General features: G+C 62.5%; 10 protein-coding genes. All 10 read left to right on the top strand.

Going from position 1 to position 15,386, the window contains the following annotated elements; genetic code table 11:
- Nucleotides 1-2,886: beta strand repeat-containing protein (locus BLW66_RS17995; RefSeq protein ID WP_425283335.1), on the top strand; the 2,886-nt coding region annotated here is incomplete at its 5' end.
- Nucleotides 2,887-2,905: 19 nt separating this feature from the next.
- Nucleotides 2,906-3,988, top strand: a complete 1,083-nt coding sequence (locus BLW66_RS17165) for a DUF4123 domain-containing protein (protein ID WP_170833517.1) — start codon at nt 2,906-2,908, stop codon at nt 3,986-3,988.
- Entirely contained in the window at nt 3,985-4,614 is a 630-nt protein-coding gene (locus tag BLW66_RS17160) for a hypothetical protein (protein ID WP_089948927.1), read from the top strand. The genes BLW66_RS17165 and BLW66_RS17160 overlap by 4 nt, the downstream gene beginning before the upstream one ends.
- Nucleotides 4,614-5,252: a hypothetical protein gene (locus BLW66_RS17155; protein WP_089948925.1), complete on the top strand. Its 639-nt coding sequence runs from the start codon at nt 4,614-4,616 to the stop codon at nt 5,250-5,252. The genes BLW66_RS17160 and BLW66_RS17155 overlap by 1 nt, the downstream gene beginning before the upstream one ends.
- Nucleotides 5,236-6,654: a T6SS phospholipase effector Tle1-like catalytic domain-containing protein gene (locus BLW66_RS17150; protein ID WP_089948922.1), complete on the top strand. Its 1,419-nt coding sequence runs from the start codon at nt 5,236-5,238 to the stop codon at nt 6,652-6,654. The genes BLW66_RS17155 and BLW66_RS17150 overlap by 17 nt, the downstream gene beginning before the upstream one ends.
- A 154-nt stretch (nt 6,655-6,808) precedes the next feature.
- Nucleotides 6,809-8,143, top strand: coding sequence for a type VI secretion system baseplate subunit TssK (tssK, locus tag BLW66_RS17145; protein ID WP_089948919.1), 1,335 nt, complete (start codon nt 6,809-6,811; stop codon nt 8,141-8,143).
- Entirely contained in the window at nt 8,143-9,771 is a 1,629-nt protein-coding gene (gene tssL, locus BLW66_RS17140) for a type VI secretion system protein TssL, long form (protein WP_089948916.1), read from the top strand. Before tssK ends, tssL begins: the two co-directional genes overlap by 1 nt.
- Nucleotides 9,771-13,487, top strand: a complete 3,717-nt coding sequence (tssM, locus tag BLW66_RS17135; RefSeq protein ID WP_089948914.1) for a type VI secretion system membrane subunit TssM — start codon at nt 9,771-9,773, stop codon at nt 13,485-13,487. The genes tssL and tssM overlap by 1 nt, the downstream gene beginning before the upstream one ends.
- An 8-nt stretch (nt 13,488-13,495) precedes the next feature.
- Nucleotides 13,496-14,497, top strand: a complete 1,002-nt coding sequence (gene tagF / locus BLW66_RS17130; protein ID WP_089948912.1) for a type VI secretion system-associated protein TagF — start codon at nt 13,496-13,498, stop codon at nt 14,495-14,497.
- A 103-nt stretch (nt 14,498-14,600) separates the two neighbouring features.
- Complete coding sequence (locus BLW66_RS17125; RefSeq protein ID WP_089948911.1) at nt 14,601-15,383, top strand: PP2C family protein-serine/threonine phosphatase; 783 nt, start codon at nt 14,601-14,603, stop codon at nt 15,381-15,383.
- Nucleotides 15,384-15,386 lie beyond the last annotated feature (3 nt).

Below are 15,386 nucleotides of genomic sequence, written 5' to 3'. Positions count from 1 at the left end.
GTGAACAGCGCAGGTACGCTGAACACGGTATCGTCGAACGCGGGTACGTTGAACGTGACGGATGGTACTGCGGGTGCAATCACCAACACCGGCACCGCGTCTGTTGCTGGCCCTGCCAGCGTCGGGGCTGTGACCAACTCCAGCACATTCACCAACGCAGGGACGGTCGCGAGCATCGCGGACAACTCTGCAGGTACCTTTGTCAACAGCGGCACAGTGACTGGCACATCCAATGTGACGGGCGGTACTGTGACCAACAGCGGCGCCATGACTGGCGCGACGACCATCGGCGGGAGCGGTCAGGTAGACAGCACCGGCACGATGGGCGCTGTGAGCAACGCGGGCATACTGAACGTAAACGACGGGACGGCTGGCGCAGTAACGTCGACAGGCACCACGCTTGTGGGTGACGGTGCGGGCGCGACGGCGACTGTTGCATCCTTGGATGTGGACGGCGGCGTGACCACTGTGGGCACTGACGGCGTCGTCACGGGTTTGACCGACATCGCGGCTGCGGGGCAGGTTAACAGCACTGGCGATCTTGGCGATGTGACCAACGCGGGTACGTTGAATGTGGACGCCGGAACGGCGGATGCGGTCACCAACTCCGGCACGGCAAACATTGACGCTGGCGCAAGCACTGATGCGGTGGCCAACACAGGCACTTTGCAAGTGGACGGCACAATCGCGAGCCTTGCCAACAGCACAGCTGGCGGCGTGGCCACGGTCAGCGGCACGGGCATCGTGTCGGGCGCAAGCACGAACAACGGCGGCACGGTCAACACCGCTGGCACGATGGCGGCGCTGGACAACCAAGCGGGTCAGGTCAACGTTACGGGCGGCACCACTGGTGCCGTGACCAACGCGGATGATCTGAACATCACCGGCGGGGCCGTGGATAGCGTGATCCAAAGTGCAGGCGACACCACAACAGGTGCCGCAGGGACTGTGACCAACGATGTGACGCTGAACGGCGGCACGTTGAACAACCAAGGCACCATCGGCGGCGACGTCACAACCTTGGCGGGCACCACATCGGTAAACACCGGAACGGTTGGCGGCGACGTCACCAACGCGGGTACGCTGACAAGCACCAGCACGATCGGTGGCGATCTGACCAACACCAGCATCGCGGTTGTATCCGGCACGGTGGGCGGCAACGTCGCCAATACCGGCGCCTTCGATATCGCGGGGACCTTGGGCGTGGGAGGCGGCTTCGCCAACTCCGGCGGCGGGACGTTCGATGTCGCGGCGGGGGAGACCCTGACAACTGGCACCGGCGTGACCAACGCGGCGGACGCAGGCGTTGTCAATGTGGAGGGGATCGTCAACGGCGGCTTCACCAACGCGGCGACAAACTTGGTGTCTAACGCGGGTACGTTCAACGGCGGGCTGACCAACTCTGGCAGCATTGCCACGACAGGCGGCTTCACGGTCGGCTCCGGCGGGTTCGTGAACAACGGCACCGTGGACATGGTCAACGGCAGCACCGCTGACGCGATCAATGTTGCGGGCGGCATGAGCGGGACCGGTATCTTCAACCTTGATGCCAACCTCGACAGCGCGGCACCGGGTGGCTTGAACAGCGACACCGTTGTTGTGACGGGTGGCGCCACGACGGGCGACTACGTGTTGAACTTCAACATCACCAGCGCGGGCACGCCGTCTATTGCGGACCCTGCGGTTCTGGTCTTCGACGTGGACGACACCTTTGGCGCAGCGGGGAACAGCTACAGCTTCGGCGCGAGCGGTCTTCCACCGTCGGGCGGTCAGGTGGTTTACGGCCTGATCCAGAACGGCAATGGCGACCTGAGCCTTGCGGCCCAGCCGAACCCAGGTATCGGCGCGATTGCGGGGAACGTGGTTCTGACACAGTCGCTGATCGGCACGGTTATCAACCGTCCGTCCAGCCCGTTCGTGTCCGGCCTTGCGTATGAGGATGACGACAGCTGTGGCACTGGTACGTGGGGCCGCTTTGTTGGCGGTAGCGCGGAAGTCTCCGGTGCGACTGCGAACTCTGTCTCCAACATCTCCTCGACTGTGGATGCCAAATACTACGGCTTGCAGGTCGGTGGTGACTGGGGTTGCTTCAACGGCACCTTCGGTGGCTGGGATCTGGCGTTCGGTGGTATCTTCGGCGTGAACGAAGGGACGACCTCGCAGCCGGTGTTCGCGGTGAACCAAAACAACGCGACGCAGGTTACCAACACCGTGACCTCGATCACCGACGGCGACTTCCGCCAGACTTACGCAGGCTTGTATCTGGCTGCAGCGAAAGGCGCGTTGTCGGCTGACCTTCAGGTGCGCACAGAGCAGACCGAGTACGAATTCACCAACACTGCGGTGGTTGCGGGTTCCGGTCTGGGCTTGACCAACTCCAAGCTGAAAACCAAGGCGCTGACAGTCTCGGGCGCGTTGAGCTACGCCATTCCGTTGCAAAAAGAAGGCTGGACATTCGTGCCGACGGCGGGCTTCGGCCTGACGCAAACCAAAGCGGCAACGCTGACGTTTGACGATGGCGCGACGCTGCAAACCGAGGACAGCTCCACCGCGATCGGCTTTGTCGGGGGTACCTTGGCCAAGACGTTCTTCGGAGAAGATGGCACCTCGGCGACCAACGTGTTTGCAACCGGCACCTACTACAACGACTTCGGCAAAGAGCGCCGGTCGGTGTACACGGATGCGGGTGGCGCGACGCAGAACCTGACGTCCGAAAACCTTGGGGCGTATAGCGAGCTGAGCTTCGGCGTGAACTACGTCAAAATCCTCGACGAGGGTAAGATCGGACCGGCCAAACAGCTGAACGCCTCTATCCGTGCGGATGGGCGGTTCTCTGGCAGCGTCAGCAGTTATGGCCTGACGGCGCAGCTGCGGTTGCAGTTCTAAGCCGATGGCGGACGGGTCCGTGACTGGTGCTTCTCCGGCTGGGCCGGGAGCCCCGGGACCGGGGCTGAAGCTGACGGTGCACGATGACGTGCAAATGCTAGATATCCAGCGCGGGGTTCACCCGCGCCGGACTGTCCCCGAGGCGATGCAGGACCTGATTTTCCCGCCGGACGAGCAGGACACGGTGCTTTACGCGATCCTAGACGCCGCGAAGATCGAGAACCTGCAAATCATGCTGGAGGACGCGGTCATTCCGCACCGTTGCCTGTTCAAGGGCGATGCGGAGGAGGAGCTGGGCGACGTCGCCCCGTGGCTGGTGGTTTTGTCCGAGGTCGACACGCTGACACGGATGCTGTTCACCCATCTGGAGGGGGAGGACACCCCGTGGAACATCGCGCGCTTCGAGCCGGGAATACTGTTTCGCGCCAGCCCCGATTTTGATGCGGTATGGCGCCATTGGCGGCGATTCTACCGGATGAAATACGAGACCGGAAAAACCTACTATTTCCGCTTTTGGGAGCCCGCGCCGATGGCGGCGTATCTGGGGCATATCAAGGATGACCCCGACCGCGTGGCCCATTGGTTCTGCCGCGAAGGCGCGCGAATCAACCGTATGTTTTTATTGGAAAACCGCCCGTTGACGTGGCGGCTGACCGAGGTTGAGGCGGAGCCGGAAAACTACACGCGCCCGCGCAGCCAAGATGGCAAACCGTTCCTGCTGACCTCAGGCGAGGTGGGGGCGATTGCGCATGCGCGGCTGGAACGCGACATGGAAGAGGTCGCGCGACGGATTGAGAAAACCTTTGGCGAGCATCTGGACGAGGACCGCGAAACGGACCTTGTGTACCGCCGCGTGCGCGGGCTGTTTGAACGGATGATGCCTGCAGGTATCAAGCAGCTGGACCACCTGTATTTGCTGGCCTGTTGGGAGGTCTTCTATGGCCCCGGATTTGAGCAGAAAGACCCGCAGGACGAGCTGCGCCAGATATGCCTGTCCACGAGCCGCGAAGTGCGCAAAGTGGAGGCGCTGAGGGCACGAATGAACGCAATCCCGCCAACCGTATTGGCGGGAGAACAGCAAGCGCAGGGCGCGGGAGCATGACCCGCGCGGCCAACGTTTTAGCTGGGGTGGGCATGCTCTGCACAGGTGGCGCGATGGCAATGGGAATGCTGGGCAACAGCCGCCCAACGGAACTGACGTTCCGCGACGCGGCGCACCAAAGCACGCCGGTTATGGTGGACGGGCTGACGATAAACGGTGCGGCGATGGGATCATTCCCGACGCTGGCCTCCAGCAGCTGGATGAACCCGCGCGGTGGCAAGGCGACGCTAACCCGCCTTGCGTGGCCCGATGACAACGCCCAGATCATCGACGTCCACGCGGAGTGGACGGAAATCGAGACGGGCCGCGCCTATGAGGCGGATATCAGTGTTCCGTGGGGCGAGCTGCACGTCGAGGATGTGGTGGGACTCACGGCCTATGTCACTGTTGTGTATGGCCGAAACGGTGAGTTCATGCTATTCACGGATGCGGACCCAGACCCGAAGACCGGCCAATACAACGGTCGTGAGGTGACGCGGGTGTGCGGCAAACGCACCCCCAACCGCGACCAGAATTACGGGTTGCGGGTGAACGAGATACCGGGCTTGGGACGGCTTATTGAGCGCCGCGATCAATGGATGGCGGTACCGGATATTGAAACGAGCTGCACGGGGGAGGCAGGATAATGCGTCTGCGGTTTGGTCTTGCAGTGATCCTATGTGCGGCTGGCATGGCAGCGCCCTTGGCGGGCGGTGCCATGGGCTGGCTAGGCAACGCGGCCCCGACGGCTATCGCGCTATCCGATGCATCGCATTCCACGTCGCCTGTGATGATCGAGGCGCTTGAGATCAATGGCCGCGCCTACGGCACTGTGCCGTATCTTGCCTCTACCGATTGGGACGACCCGCATGGCGGCAACCGCACGATTGCGGGGTTGGCTGTCTCACCGCAAGACGACGCGCAGATTGTTGTGCGCGCCACATGGGTCGAGATTTACACGAACCGCGCCTATAGCGGCGAGCTAACGTTGCCGGCGGGGGCCGTGTCCATCCGTGACGCTGGCGACCGCACGGCGCTGCTGACGGTTGTGTTTGGCCGCGCGGGGCATTTTGCGGTGTCAACGGACCCGAAGCCCAACAGCAGTGACGCCCCGTTTTATGAGATCGTCGCCGAGGTTTGCGCGCAGCGGGAGCCGTCGCTGGACAAGGACTACCGCGCCGACATCAACGCGGATCTGGATCTGGCGTGGACGTTTGAGCAGGAGAGTGTTGCAGCGGCGGCTGAGCCGGTAGCGACCCCCTGCCGCGATGGGGGGGACAACTGAGATGGCGGGCATGTCGGCAGCAGCGATTGCAAGCGGCGCAAGCGCGGACATGGAGGCGCTCGGCTCCGCGCAGGCGGGGGCGGTTGTGCAAACCTGCCCGAAGGTGAAGCTTGAAATCGGCGTGTTCTTTGACGGCACCGGCAACAATGAGAAGAACGCCCAGACCGGCGGGGCGAAGGATTCCTATGCCAACGCGCGCTCCAATGTGTCGCTTCTGAAAGACCTCTATTACAACAACGGCAAGCGCTACGATATTCCCAACGCGTGCGGCGATTATGAACGCCGGTACCGGTCGCTTTATGTGCAGGGGATCGGCACCGAGGCGGATGAGGAGGACGACTTCTGGGGCTCCGCCATGGGTGTGGGGGAGCGCGGGGTCGAGAACCGCGTGATCCAAGCCGCGTTGGAAGTTGGCCGTATGATCACGGACCTGTCCAAGGGCGTGGAACCGGAAGAGGTCATTCTAGACGTGTTCGGGTTCTCGCGCGGGGCGGCGGCGGCGCGGCACTTTGTGAACGGTTTCAACGCGGGGCGGTTGGACTACACCCGTTGGGGGCTGTTCAACGATGTCCACGCCAAGCTGCCCGAGGGACGTAATGTCACGATCCGTTTCCTTGGCATTTTCGACACCGTGGCGGCAATTGCGGGGGGCATACCATCGGACAATTGGGACGTGAATGTTCACCTCAAAGACGGCTCCGCCGAGACGATTTATCACCTGACGGCGAATGACGAACTGCGTAAGAGCTTCAGCCTGAACGACACGGCCAACGCCAGCGGCAGCGCGAACGCGGGGGAGGTGGTGCGGATGCCGGGCTGCCACTCCAACATCGGCGGGGGGTATCCTGCCGGATTTAAGGAAGAGCCGATTATCAAGCGCCCCGACACCGGGATGGGCACGACGCGCGCGGATGCGGTGGCCAAGCAACGCACCTTGGTGGCGGCGATGCGGGCGAAATCCGGCGCGGACGCGGCGATCTTTGTGGCGGAGGGCTGGCTGACCGCAGCGGATGTGCCAACATCATGGAGCGTTGAGGGTGGCCCGATTGAGACCGTCCATGTGCCGGGCAGTATGTTCTCACCGGGGTCGACCTATTACAGCTACGCGGTCGAGACGCGGATGAAACGGCCTTGGGTCAGCCATGAGTTGTCCCGTATTGCGCTCGAAAAGATGTACCAGAAGGCCAGCGCCTCTGGGTTGCCGTTGAAGGATTTTCCAACAACTGGCGACTACGAAATCCGCGACGCTGTACGCAGTGCAAGTGCTGCTACACTGAAACGCGACTACACGTATCACTCGGCGAACTACAACGACATTCACTGGACGGGCGTGGCCCCGATGGAGGAAGCCCCGAACCGTCGGCGCATCGTGCACGCCAATGATCCGTCGAAGGCTAAGTAACCGTGAATTAAAGGTGATCCTTGGCCTGCGGCACTTGACCGTAAGTCCCCCACACCGCATTGTTCGGACAGGAATTTTACCTAGCGTTAGCTGGGCCTTCGGTTTTGAGTATGTGCCACCTGTGGGCGCGAGATGACGACAAGTTGGGAATTATATGTCTTGGTATAGCAAAGTTGCTTGGAAAGAGGGTTTGTTCCTTCAGCCACACCACCTGCAGCAGCAGGACCGCTACCTTGAAAAATTGATCGACAACCGCACCCGCACAATCACGCCGTACCCGTGGGGTCTGGCGGAGTTGAAGCTGGACCGCGACATGGCGCAACAAGGCAAGATCGGCCTGCGCTCTGCGGTGGGGATCATGCCGGACGGGATGCCGTTTGACGCGCCGAACATCAACGTATTGCCGACGCCCAAAGACGTGCCGGAGAAGGCCGACGGGATGGCGGTTTGGCTGACGCTGCCGGATGCTGCGATGAACGGGCGCGAACTGGCCGCAGACACAGAGATCACCGCTGCCACCCGCTATGTGCTGGGCAACGAAATGGTGGCCGACAGCGCGTCTGCGATGCGACTGGAGCAGGACATCGAACTGGCGCAACCGCGTTTGGAGATCGACGTGCGCAAGACCCCGAAGCCGGGGTATCAGTGCATGCAGATCGGCCGCATCCAAGAGGTGCGCGACGGGGTGATTTCCATGGATGACACCTTTGCGCCACCCGCGATGGTGATCGGCGCGCATCCGGTGTTCACCGGCTGGCTGGACCGCGTGATCGGCTGGGTCGAGACCAAGCAAGAGGGGCTGGCGCGCTACGCCGCCGACCCGAGTGCGGGGGGCGGATTGCAGGCGACGGATTACTTCATGTTGCTGCTGTTGAACCGTGAAATCGGCGGGCTGCGTCATTTGCGCGCCTCGCGTTACGTGCATCCCGAACGGATGTATGTGGAGCTTTTGCGGCTGGTGGGGGAGCTGTGGACGTTTGATAACGACAAGCGCATGGCGCAGGAATATCCTGCCTATGATCACGACAACCCCAAGGAAACCTTTGCGCCTTTGGTACGCGACATCCAGCGGTTGCTGAGCCGTGACGTGGGCCGTGCGACGCGCCTTGACCTCAAGATGGTGCGGCAGAATTCCTACATCGCGGAGGTCATGGACCGGAACCTGTTCCGCGAGGCGACCTTTGTGATCGAGGTGACCTCGTCGAAGTCGCTGACGCAGATCCAGCAGCAGTTCCCAGAGCTGTGCAAAGTGGGGCCCAACACCCGCATGAACGAGATCGTCAACAACAACCTGCCCGGCATTGAGCTGCGGCACACCCCGACGCCGCCGCGCCAGATCAGGGCGGTGTCGACGAACGTGTACTTCATCCTCGACAAGAACACGCCCATGTGGCGCGAGTTCTCGACCGCGCCAGCGCTTGCGATGCATTTCGCAGGCGACTGGCCGGACTTGAAGCTTGAGCTTTGGGCGATTGCGGAGAAAGCCTAATGGCCAACGACAAGGATAAAACAGTCATCGGGGGCAAGTTGCCCACCGCCGAGGAACTGCGCAACTTGTCGGCTGGCCGCCCTGCGACGCCGCCCGCAGGCTTGCAACAACCTCCGTCCGCCCCACCGCCACCGGCGGGAGGTGGGCAACGCACGGTGATTGGCGGGGCTTTGCCGCAAACGCCACCGCCGGCCGCGCCCTATACCCCGCAACCGCCACAAGGCGGGTTTGGCACCAGCCAAGGTGCGGCAGATGCGTGGATGTCGGGCGGCGCACCGTCCCCGTCCAGCACCCCCGCGCCAGGATCGGGAATTGGCGGCGCCAGCCAAGACGGCTTCTTCCCGACCATGCAAAGCCAGCAGCCGGAGCAGGTCATTCACACAGGGCCAAAGATTGCGCTGCATGAAGCATTGCGCGCGACGGGTCTGGGTAAGGGGGGGCCAAGCAACCCGATCGTGGCGGCTGCCGCGAATTTGCTGATCCTGTTTGGCCGTCTGCGCACGCAGATGGTGGAGATGGACGCGATTCCGTTAATGGAACATGTGACCCGCGAGATGGAAGCCTTCCACGCGAATTGCGTGCAAGCGGGGGTGGAGCCGCATGAGGCCGACGTGGCGCGCTACTGCCTGTGCGGCACGGCGGATGACATCGTGCAAAACATCCCCGGCACGGATCGCCACGTGTGGATCCAGTATTCGATGGTCGCGCGGTTCTACAACGTGCGGACCTCTGGCGTGGGCTTCTTTGAGGAAGTCGACAAAGCGATGCAGGCCCCCGCGCAACGCTTCAACGTGTTGGAGCTGATGCTGATGTGCCTGAGCCTTGGCTTTGAGGGCAAGTACCGCACCGCGCCTGGCGGCGCGCAGGAGTTGGCCCGCATTCGTGCGTCGATCTACGAGAGCCTGCGCCGTGTGCAAAGCCGCCCAGACGAGGATGTGTCCGTGCATTGGACGCCAGTAGAATTGGGCAAACGCAAACGCTTCGGGGCGAACCCGCTGTGGATCGTGGCCTCCGCCGCCGCGGCAATTTTGCTGGGGGTTTACCTGACGCTGAATATGCTGATCTCCAACGACAGCTCCTCTGTGGTGGCGCGATTGCTGGACATTCACCCAGAGGAATTGGTGGGCCTGCAACGCGCCCAAGCGTTTGAGGCCTACATCCCGCCAGAGATCGTCACGACGCAATTGGACGACCTGCGCGAGAAGCTGAAAGCCCAGATCGAAGACGGGTCGGTCGCGGTGGATACCAAGGGTGATTTCATCTTCATCCGTGTGAACAACCTTGTGCTGTTCGGCTCCGGCTCCGCTGATGTGAAGCCGGAATTCTCGCTGCTAGCGGTCGAGGTCGCCAAGGCCTTGGACGACGAACCGGGGCCGGTGCGCGTGGTGGGCTACACCGACAACATCCCGATGTCGGGCAGGGGGCGGTTCAAAACCAACCAAGAGCTGTCGGAAGCGCGGGCCAAATCTGTGGGCGGCGTGCTGAGCGACGCATTGGCCGTTCCGGGCCGGTTGCAGATCGAGGGCAAGGGCGAGGTTGAACCCATCGCTGATAACGCCACCAAAGAGGGCCGTGCGCAAAACCGCAGGGTCGAGATTATGATTCAACGTGAGGAGACGCTTCAATAATGCGCTACTTCGTCGCCATTGGCCGCTTCTTCAAAAAACCTTGGATGCGCATTCCGCTGCTGATCCTGTCGCTGATCCTGTTCGGGGTCGTTGTCTGGGTCGGGGGGCCGTTGCTGGGCTTCGGCGAGGCGCGGCCGTTTGCATCCGTCTGGGTACGGGCGTCGATTATCATCGGCGTGTTGCTGATTTTCGCGATCGTGTGGTTCATCCGCTGGCGCCGTGCGCGCAAGGGCGCGGAGGAGCTGGAAGAGGCGCTGATCCCGCAAGAGGCCACCGGCGACGGCGCGGTGTTGGGCGAGCGCATGAGCGAGGCGCTGAACACGCTTAAAGCATCGGGCGGCAAAAGTTATCTTTATGATTTGCCGTGGTACGTCATCATCGGGCCACCGGGCGCGGGGAAGACGACGGCGCTGCTGAACGCGGGCATCAAGTTTCCGCTGGCGGAAAAATCAGGCGCGGCGATGGAAGGCTTCGGCGGCACGCGCTACTGCGATTGGTGGTTTGCCGAAGAGGCGGTGATGATCGACACCGCGGGGCGCTACACCTCGCAGGACAGTGACGCGGAGGCGGATAAAACCAGCTGGCAGAGCTTCCTAGAGTTGCTGAAGCGAGGCCGTACAAAGCAGCCGATCAACGGCGTTATTCTGGCGTTCTCGGTCGAGGATATCATGAACGGCGATCAGGCGTCGCTGACGCGCCACGCGGAAGTGGTGCGCGCGCGTCTGGCGGAAATTCACGAGACGCTGAAAATTGATTTTCCGGTCTATGTGCTGTTCACCAAGTCGGACCTGATTGCCGGTTTCCGCGAATATTTCGCGAGCTTCAGCGCGTCGCGTCGCCAGAAGGTGTGGGGCACCACGTTCCAGACCAAGAGCCGCGCGGAGCAGACGCACACGCAAGTGGGCGAAGAGTTTGACCTGCTGGTTGGCCGCCTGTCCGATGAGGTGATGGACCGCCTGTCCGAAGAGCCGGACGGCGTGAACCGCATCGCCATTTTCGGCCTGCCCGGACAGATGGCGATGATGCGCGAGAATATCGCGTCGTTCTTGGGGCAAGTGTTCGAGCCGACCCGCTACAAAACCAACGCTTTGCTGCGTGGGTTTTACTTCTCGTCAGGGACGCAGGAAGGCACGCCGATCGACCAAGTGCTGGGGGCGATGGGTCGCAGCTTTGGCGCGGATGCGGCGGTGGCGGGCGGCTTCATGTCGGGCAAGGGCAAAAGCTTCTTCCTGCACGACCTGCTGAAACATGTGATTTTCCCAGAGCAGGGCTGGGTGACCTACGACCGCAAGGCGGTGAACCGTGCCAATGGCCTGCGTATCGCGGGCTTTTCAATCGTTGGATTGGCGACTGTGGGCCTGTTGGCCGCGTGGGGGTATTCCTACTGGGCGAACGCGTCTTTGGTGCGCTCCGCGCAGGCGGCGATGTCGGACTACGAGTTGGCCGCGCGCGAAGAGCTGTCGGAAGTTGTGGTGGATGACACCGACTTCCAGACCATTTCGGGCTACCTGCAATTGCTGCGAGACATGCCGACGGGCTATGCCTCCACGCAAGAGGTGCCAGAGCAGATTGACACCGATGGGGACGGGGTGCTGGATTCCGTGGCGCAAGGCGGCGGGGACGATCATGGCATCTTTGAGGGCTTCGGCCTGTCGCGCCGCGAGCAGTTGCAGATTGCTTCGGAGGCGTCTTATGCCGATGGTCTGGAGCGGATGTTCCGCCCGCGTCTGGTGCTGCGCCTAGAGGAGCAGCTGTCGCAATTCGTGCAGACCAACGAAACGCTGGCGATTTATGAGGGGCTGAAGGTCTACAAGCTGTTGGGCGGCGTGGCCCCCGCGCCGGAGGATGATCTGGTGCGCGGCTGGTTCCGCGAGGATTTTAACAACCTCTATCCCGGACCGACCAACCGTGCCACGCGCCAAGACCTTGAGGCGCATTTGCTGGCGATGCTGGAGCTGGACGGCACCCGCGACGTGCGTGTTGATCTGGACAGCGAATTGGTGGACGCAGGCGAGCGTATTCTGGCCCGCATGTCGGTGGCCGATCAGGCCTATGCATTGATCAAGGCCACGGTGGAGTTTTCGGGGATCGACCGGTTCAATCTGGTCGACCGCGTGGGGCCGGACGCGTATCTGGTATTTGAGACTGTCGACGGGTCCGACCTAGGGGAGTTGGGCGTGAACGCCCTCTACACCTACGACGGCTTTCAGGACTTCTTCCTTGACCAGTTGAGCGAGGTCGCAGGCAAGCTGGACCGCGAGCAATGGGTGATGGGCGACTATGCAGAAACCGCCAAGGTGGACGCGCAGCTGAGCGGCTTGGGCCGCGCTTTGCTGGGCAAGTACCGCGAGGATTACCTGTCGGCGTGGGAAGGGCTGTTGAACCAGTTGAAGCTGGCCCCGATGTCCGCAGATAAACCCGCCTATGCGTCCTTGGCGGCCGCGTCTTCGCCGACGACATCGCCGCTTTTGATGCTGGTGGAGGCGGTCACGCGCGAGACGCAACTGACGGTGGACCCGAATGAGGGACTTGATTTGGGCGGCGACGTTGCGGGGGCCGTCGGTGGGCTGGCGAACTCCGAGGCGGGCGCGCAGGCCGCGAACCAAGTCAAGAACCGCATTATCAACCGCACCAACGGTTTGACCCGTATCGGCCTGACGGCAGCTTTGGGCACGGGCAGTAAATCGCAACGCCGCGCGGGCTCCGCCGGTGGTGGCGGCACGGCGCAAGCGCTGGTGCCGGGGGCCGCGATTGAGGCGCAGTTCGCCGAATGGCACGCGTTGCTTGCGTCGGGTTCCGCCGGAACGGCGCGGCCTATTGATGCGCTTCTGGGCAATCTGGGGCAGGTGCAACAGAACCTTGTGATCGCAGCGGGCTTTAACGCCACGCAGGCGGCGGCGCAGTTGCCTGTGCAGATCGGTATCCTGCGCTCCACCGCGTCGCGGTTGCCACCGCCTTTGGCACGCATGGTGAACGAGGCGGTTGAGGACTTCGAGGGCGACGCGGCGAACACGTCGATTGCGCAGCTGAACCAAGACCTGACCAACCAAGTGACCCGCGTGTGCAATGATATCATCACGGGGCGCTATCCGTTCAACGGACCGACCTCGCGGCAGGTGCCGATGGCGCAGTTCGCGCGGGTGTTCGCGCCGGACGGCGTGATGGACCGTTTCTTCCTGCAACATCTTAGCCCGCATGCGGACCAATCGGGCGAAAGCTGGAGTTGGTCGTCGGAAAGCCAGTTGGGCGACCGGTTGAGCCTTGGCACCTTGCGCCAGTTCCAGCGGGCGGCGCGTATCCGCGATGCGTTCTTCCCCACGGGCGGCTCCAACCCAGAGTTGGAGGTGACGGTGAGCCAAGCCTCCGCGCATGACCAAGTGCGCCAAGCGGTGCTGGAGGTGAACGGGCAGGTGATCACCACACGTCAGGTTGGCAATGTACCGCAAACGGTCAAATGGCCGTCGGCGGGATCGTCGACCACCTTGCAGTTCTTGCCGGGGTTGAACGGGCGTCAAAGCTCCATCCAGTTTGATCAGGGGCCGTGGGCGTTTATGCAGTTCATCCGCGCCGGATCCCCGCGCCAGCAGGGCGACGCCACGCAGGTCCGCTACACGATTGGCGGGCGGTATGTGAGCTACTCTGTGCGGGTGAATGCGCTCTACAACCCGTTCACGTTGCGCGAGTTGTCAGAGTTCAAATGCCCGCAAGGTCTGTGATCTGAAGGATGGGTAGGATTGGCATCTTCGGCAAGCACCCAGCCTTCGGGGACTTCATCGGCGCGGGCATGTCCAAGCCGATGCAAGTGGCGCTGGAGGAATGGATGGGCGCGGTCTTGCCGCGTGTGCGCGACAATCTGGGCGACGTCTGGCAGCCGTTTTATGACGTGGCTTTGCCGCTGCGGTTCTGGCTGGGCGAAGGGGTTGTGCCCGCCGCCTTGGGTGGGCCTGTCGCGGGCGTGATGGTGTTCAGCCACGACAAAGTAGGTCGTCGCTTCCCGCTTATCGCGCTCATTGAGGGGGCCGATTTTCCGCCGCCCACAGTCGTGCCGGAGCAGCGTTGGTACGCCGCGTTGGAAGCGCTGATGCTGGAGCATGACACGCCTGAGACCGCCGCCGAACTGGCGGAGATGTTCGCATTGCCTGACGGATTTCTGCCTGCGTCTTTCGCGGGGGGGGAGGCCGGTTTTTGGGCGGTGCACACGGCGGGCGCCGTGGATGAGATGATGGCCAATGTCGCGACAACCGACCACCGCCGCGCCGCTGCGCGCCGCAGCTATTGGTGGAGCGCGGGGGACGCGTCGCGCACCGCGACGTTCCACGCGGCGGAGGGCTGGCCGGATGCGTCGGTGTTTCAGTGGCTTTTGGCGGGCAATATTGCGGACGAGCCTGCGCCCGTGCCTGTGGCCGAACCTGAACCCGGACCAGTGCCGGAGGTAGACCCGTTCGAAGTCGAGGAGCAGCAGGCAGAGCCTGAGGCCCCGGTGAACGAGGAATATGAGGGCGAGCCGTCGATCATTCCGGTGTCGGATCCGTGGTGGTCGGGGGAGGGCGCGCGGCCCGTTCCCAAAGCGCTCTATGATGCGGAGCCGATTGACGAGGCGACAGACGACGAGGACGACGGGCCGCAATCGCCATTTGCGACACGCGATGCGCCAGAGACCACAGTGAAGACCAATAACACCGAAGAAACACACGATGCCTTGGCAGAAGAGGCGGAAAAGGACTAGGCTGTTCAAACTGAAGTAAATTCAGGCTCTGGGGGACACCGCAGCACCGGTGCAGGGCTTGGGCGCACATATTGTGATCAGCGTATTTTAAGCAGGAGTCGCCATGGGGACGGGCCAATTTATCTACGAGACAGGCGCGGGCACGGATACCGGCGTTGTCCGCGATCACAACGAAGACAGTTATTTGTCCAAACCCGACAGCGGCGTTTGGGTTGTGGCCGACGGCATGGGTGGACACGAGGCGGGGGACTTCGCGTCGCAAGCCATTGTCGAGAAGATTTCTTCCATTGGCCGCCCTGCCTCTGCCCCTGATTTGCAAGCTCGGTTCATGGAGCGGCTGACCCGCGCGCACGGCGTCATTGTGGAGCAGTCGCAAGCGCTTGGTGGCGCGACGATCGGGGCCACATTGGTGGCCCTTTTGGTGCACGAGGAATTGTTCGCCTGCATCTGGTCGGGCGACAGCCGCATCTACCTTTTGCGCGACGGGCAGTACCGCCAAGTGACCACGGATCATACAGAGGTGCAGGAGTTGCTGAACTCCGGCGCGATCACCGAAGAGCAGGCGGAACACTGGCCGCGCAAGAATGTCATCACCCGCGCGATTGGCGTCTCTAGCAGCCCGAACACTGACGAGACGTTTGGCAGCTTGCAGGCGGGGGACGTGTTTTTGTTGTGTTCCGACGGGCTGACGGAGCATGTGGAGGATCACGAGATGGCCAGCGTGCTGGCCAGCCACGAGCCGCAAGCCGCTTGTGACGCTTTGATACAAACCACCTTGTCGCGCGGGGCGCGTGATAATGTGACGGTAATTGTCGTGCGCTGCAACGCGCGACCCCAAGACACTGTGGCGGGCGACGACCCGCTTGACTGGACTCAAGGATTTTAAGCG

The organism is Litoreibacter albidus (genome assembly GCF_900107015.1).
Lineage (GTDB): Bacteria > Pseudomonadota > Alphaproteobacteria > Rhodobacterales > Rhodobacteraceae > Litoreibacter > Litoreibacter albidus.
The sequence above is the reverse complement of the archived record's forward strand: the minus strand, read 5'-3'. Positions and strand labels throughout refer to the sequence as shown.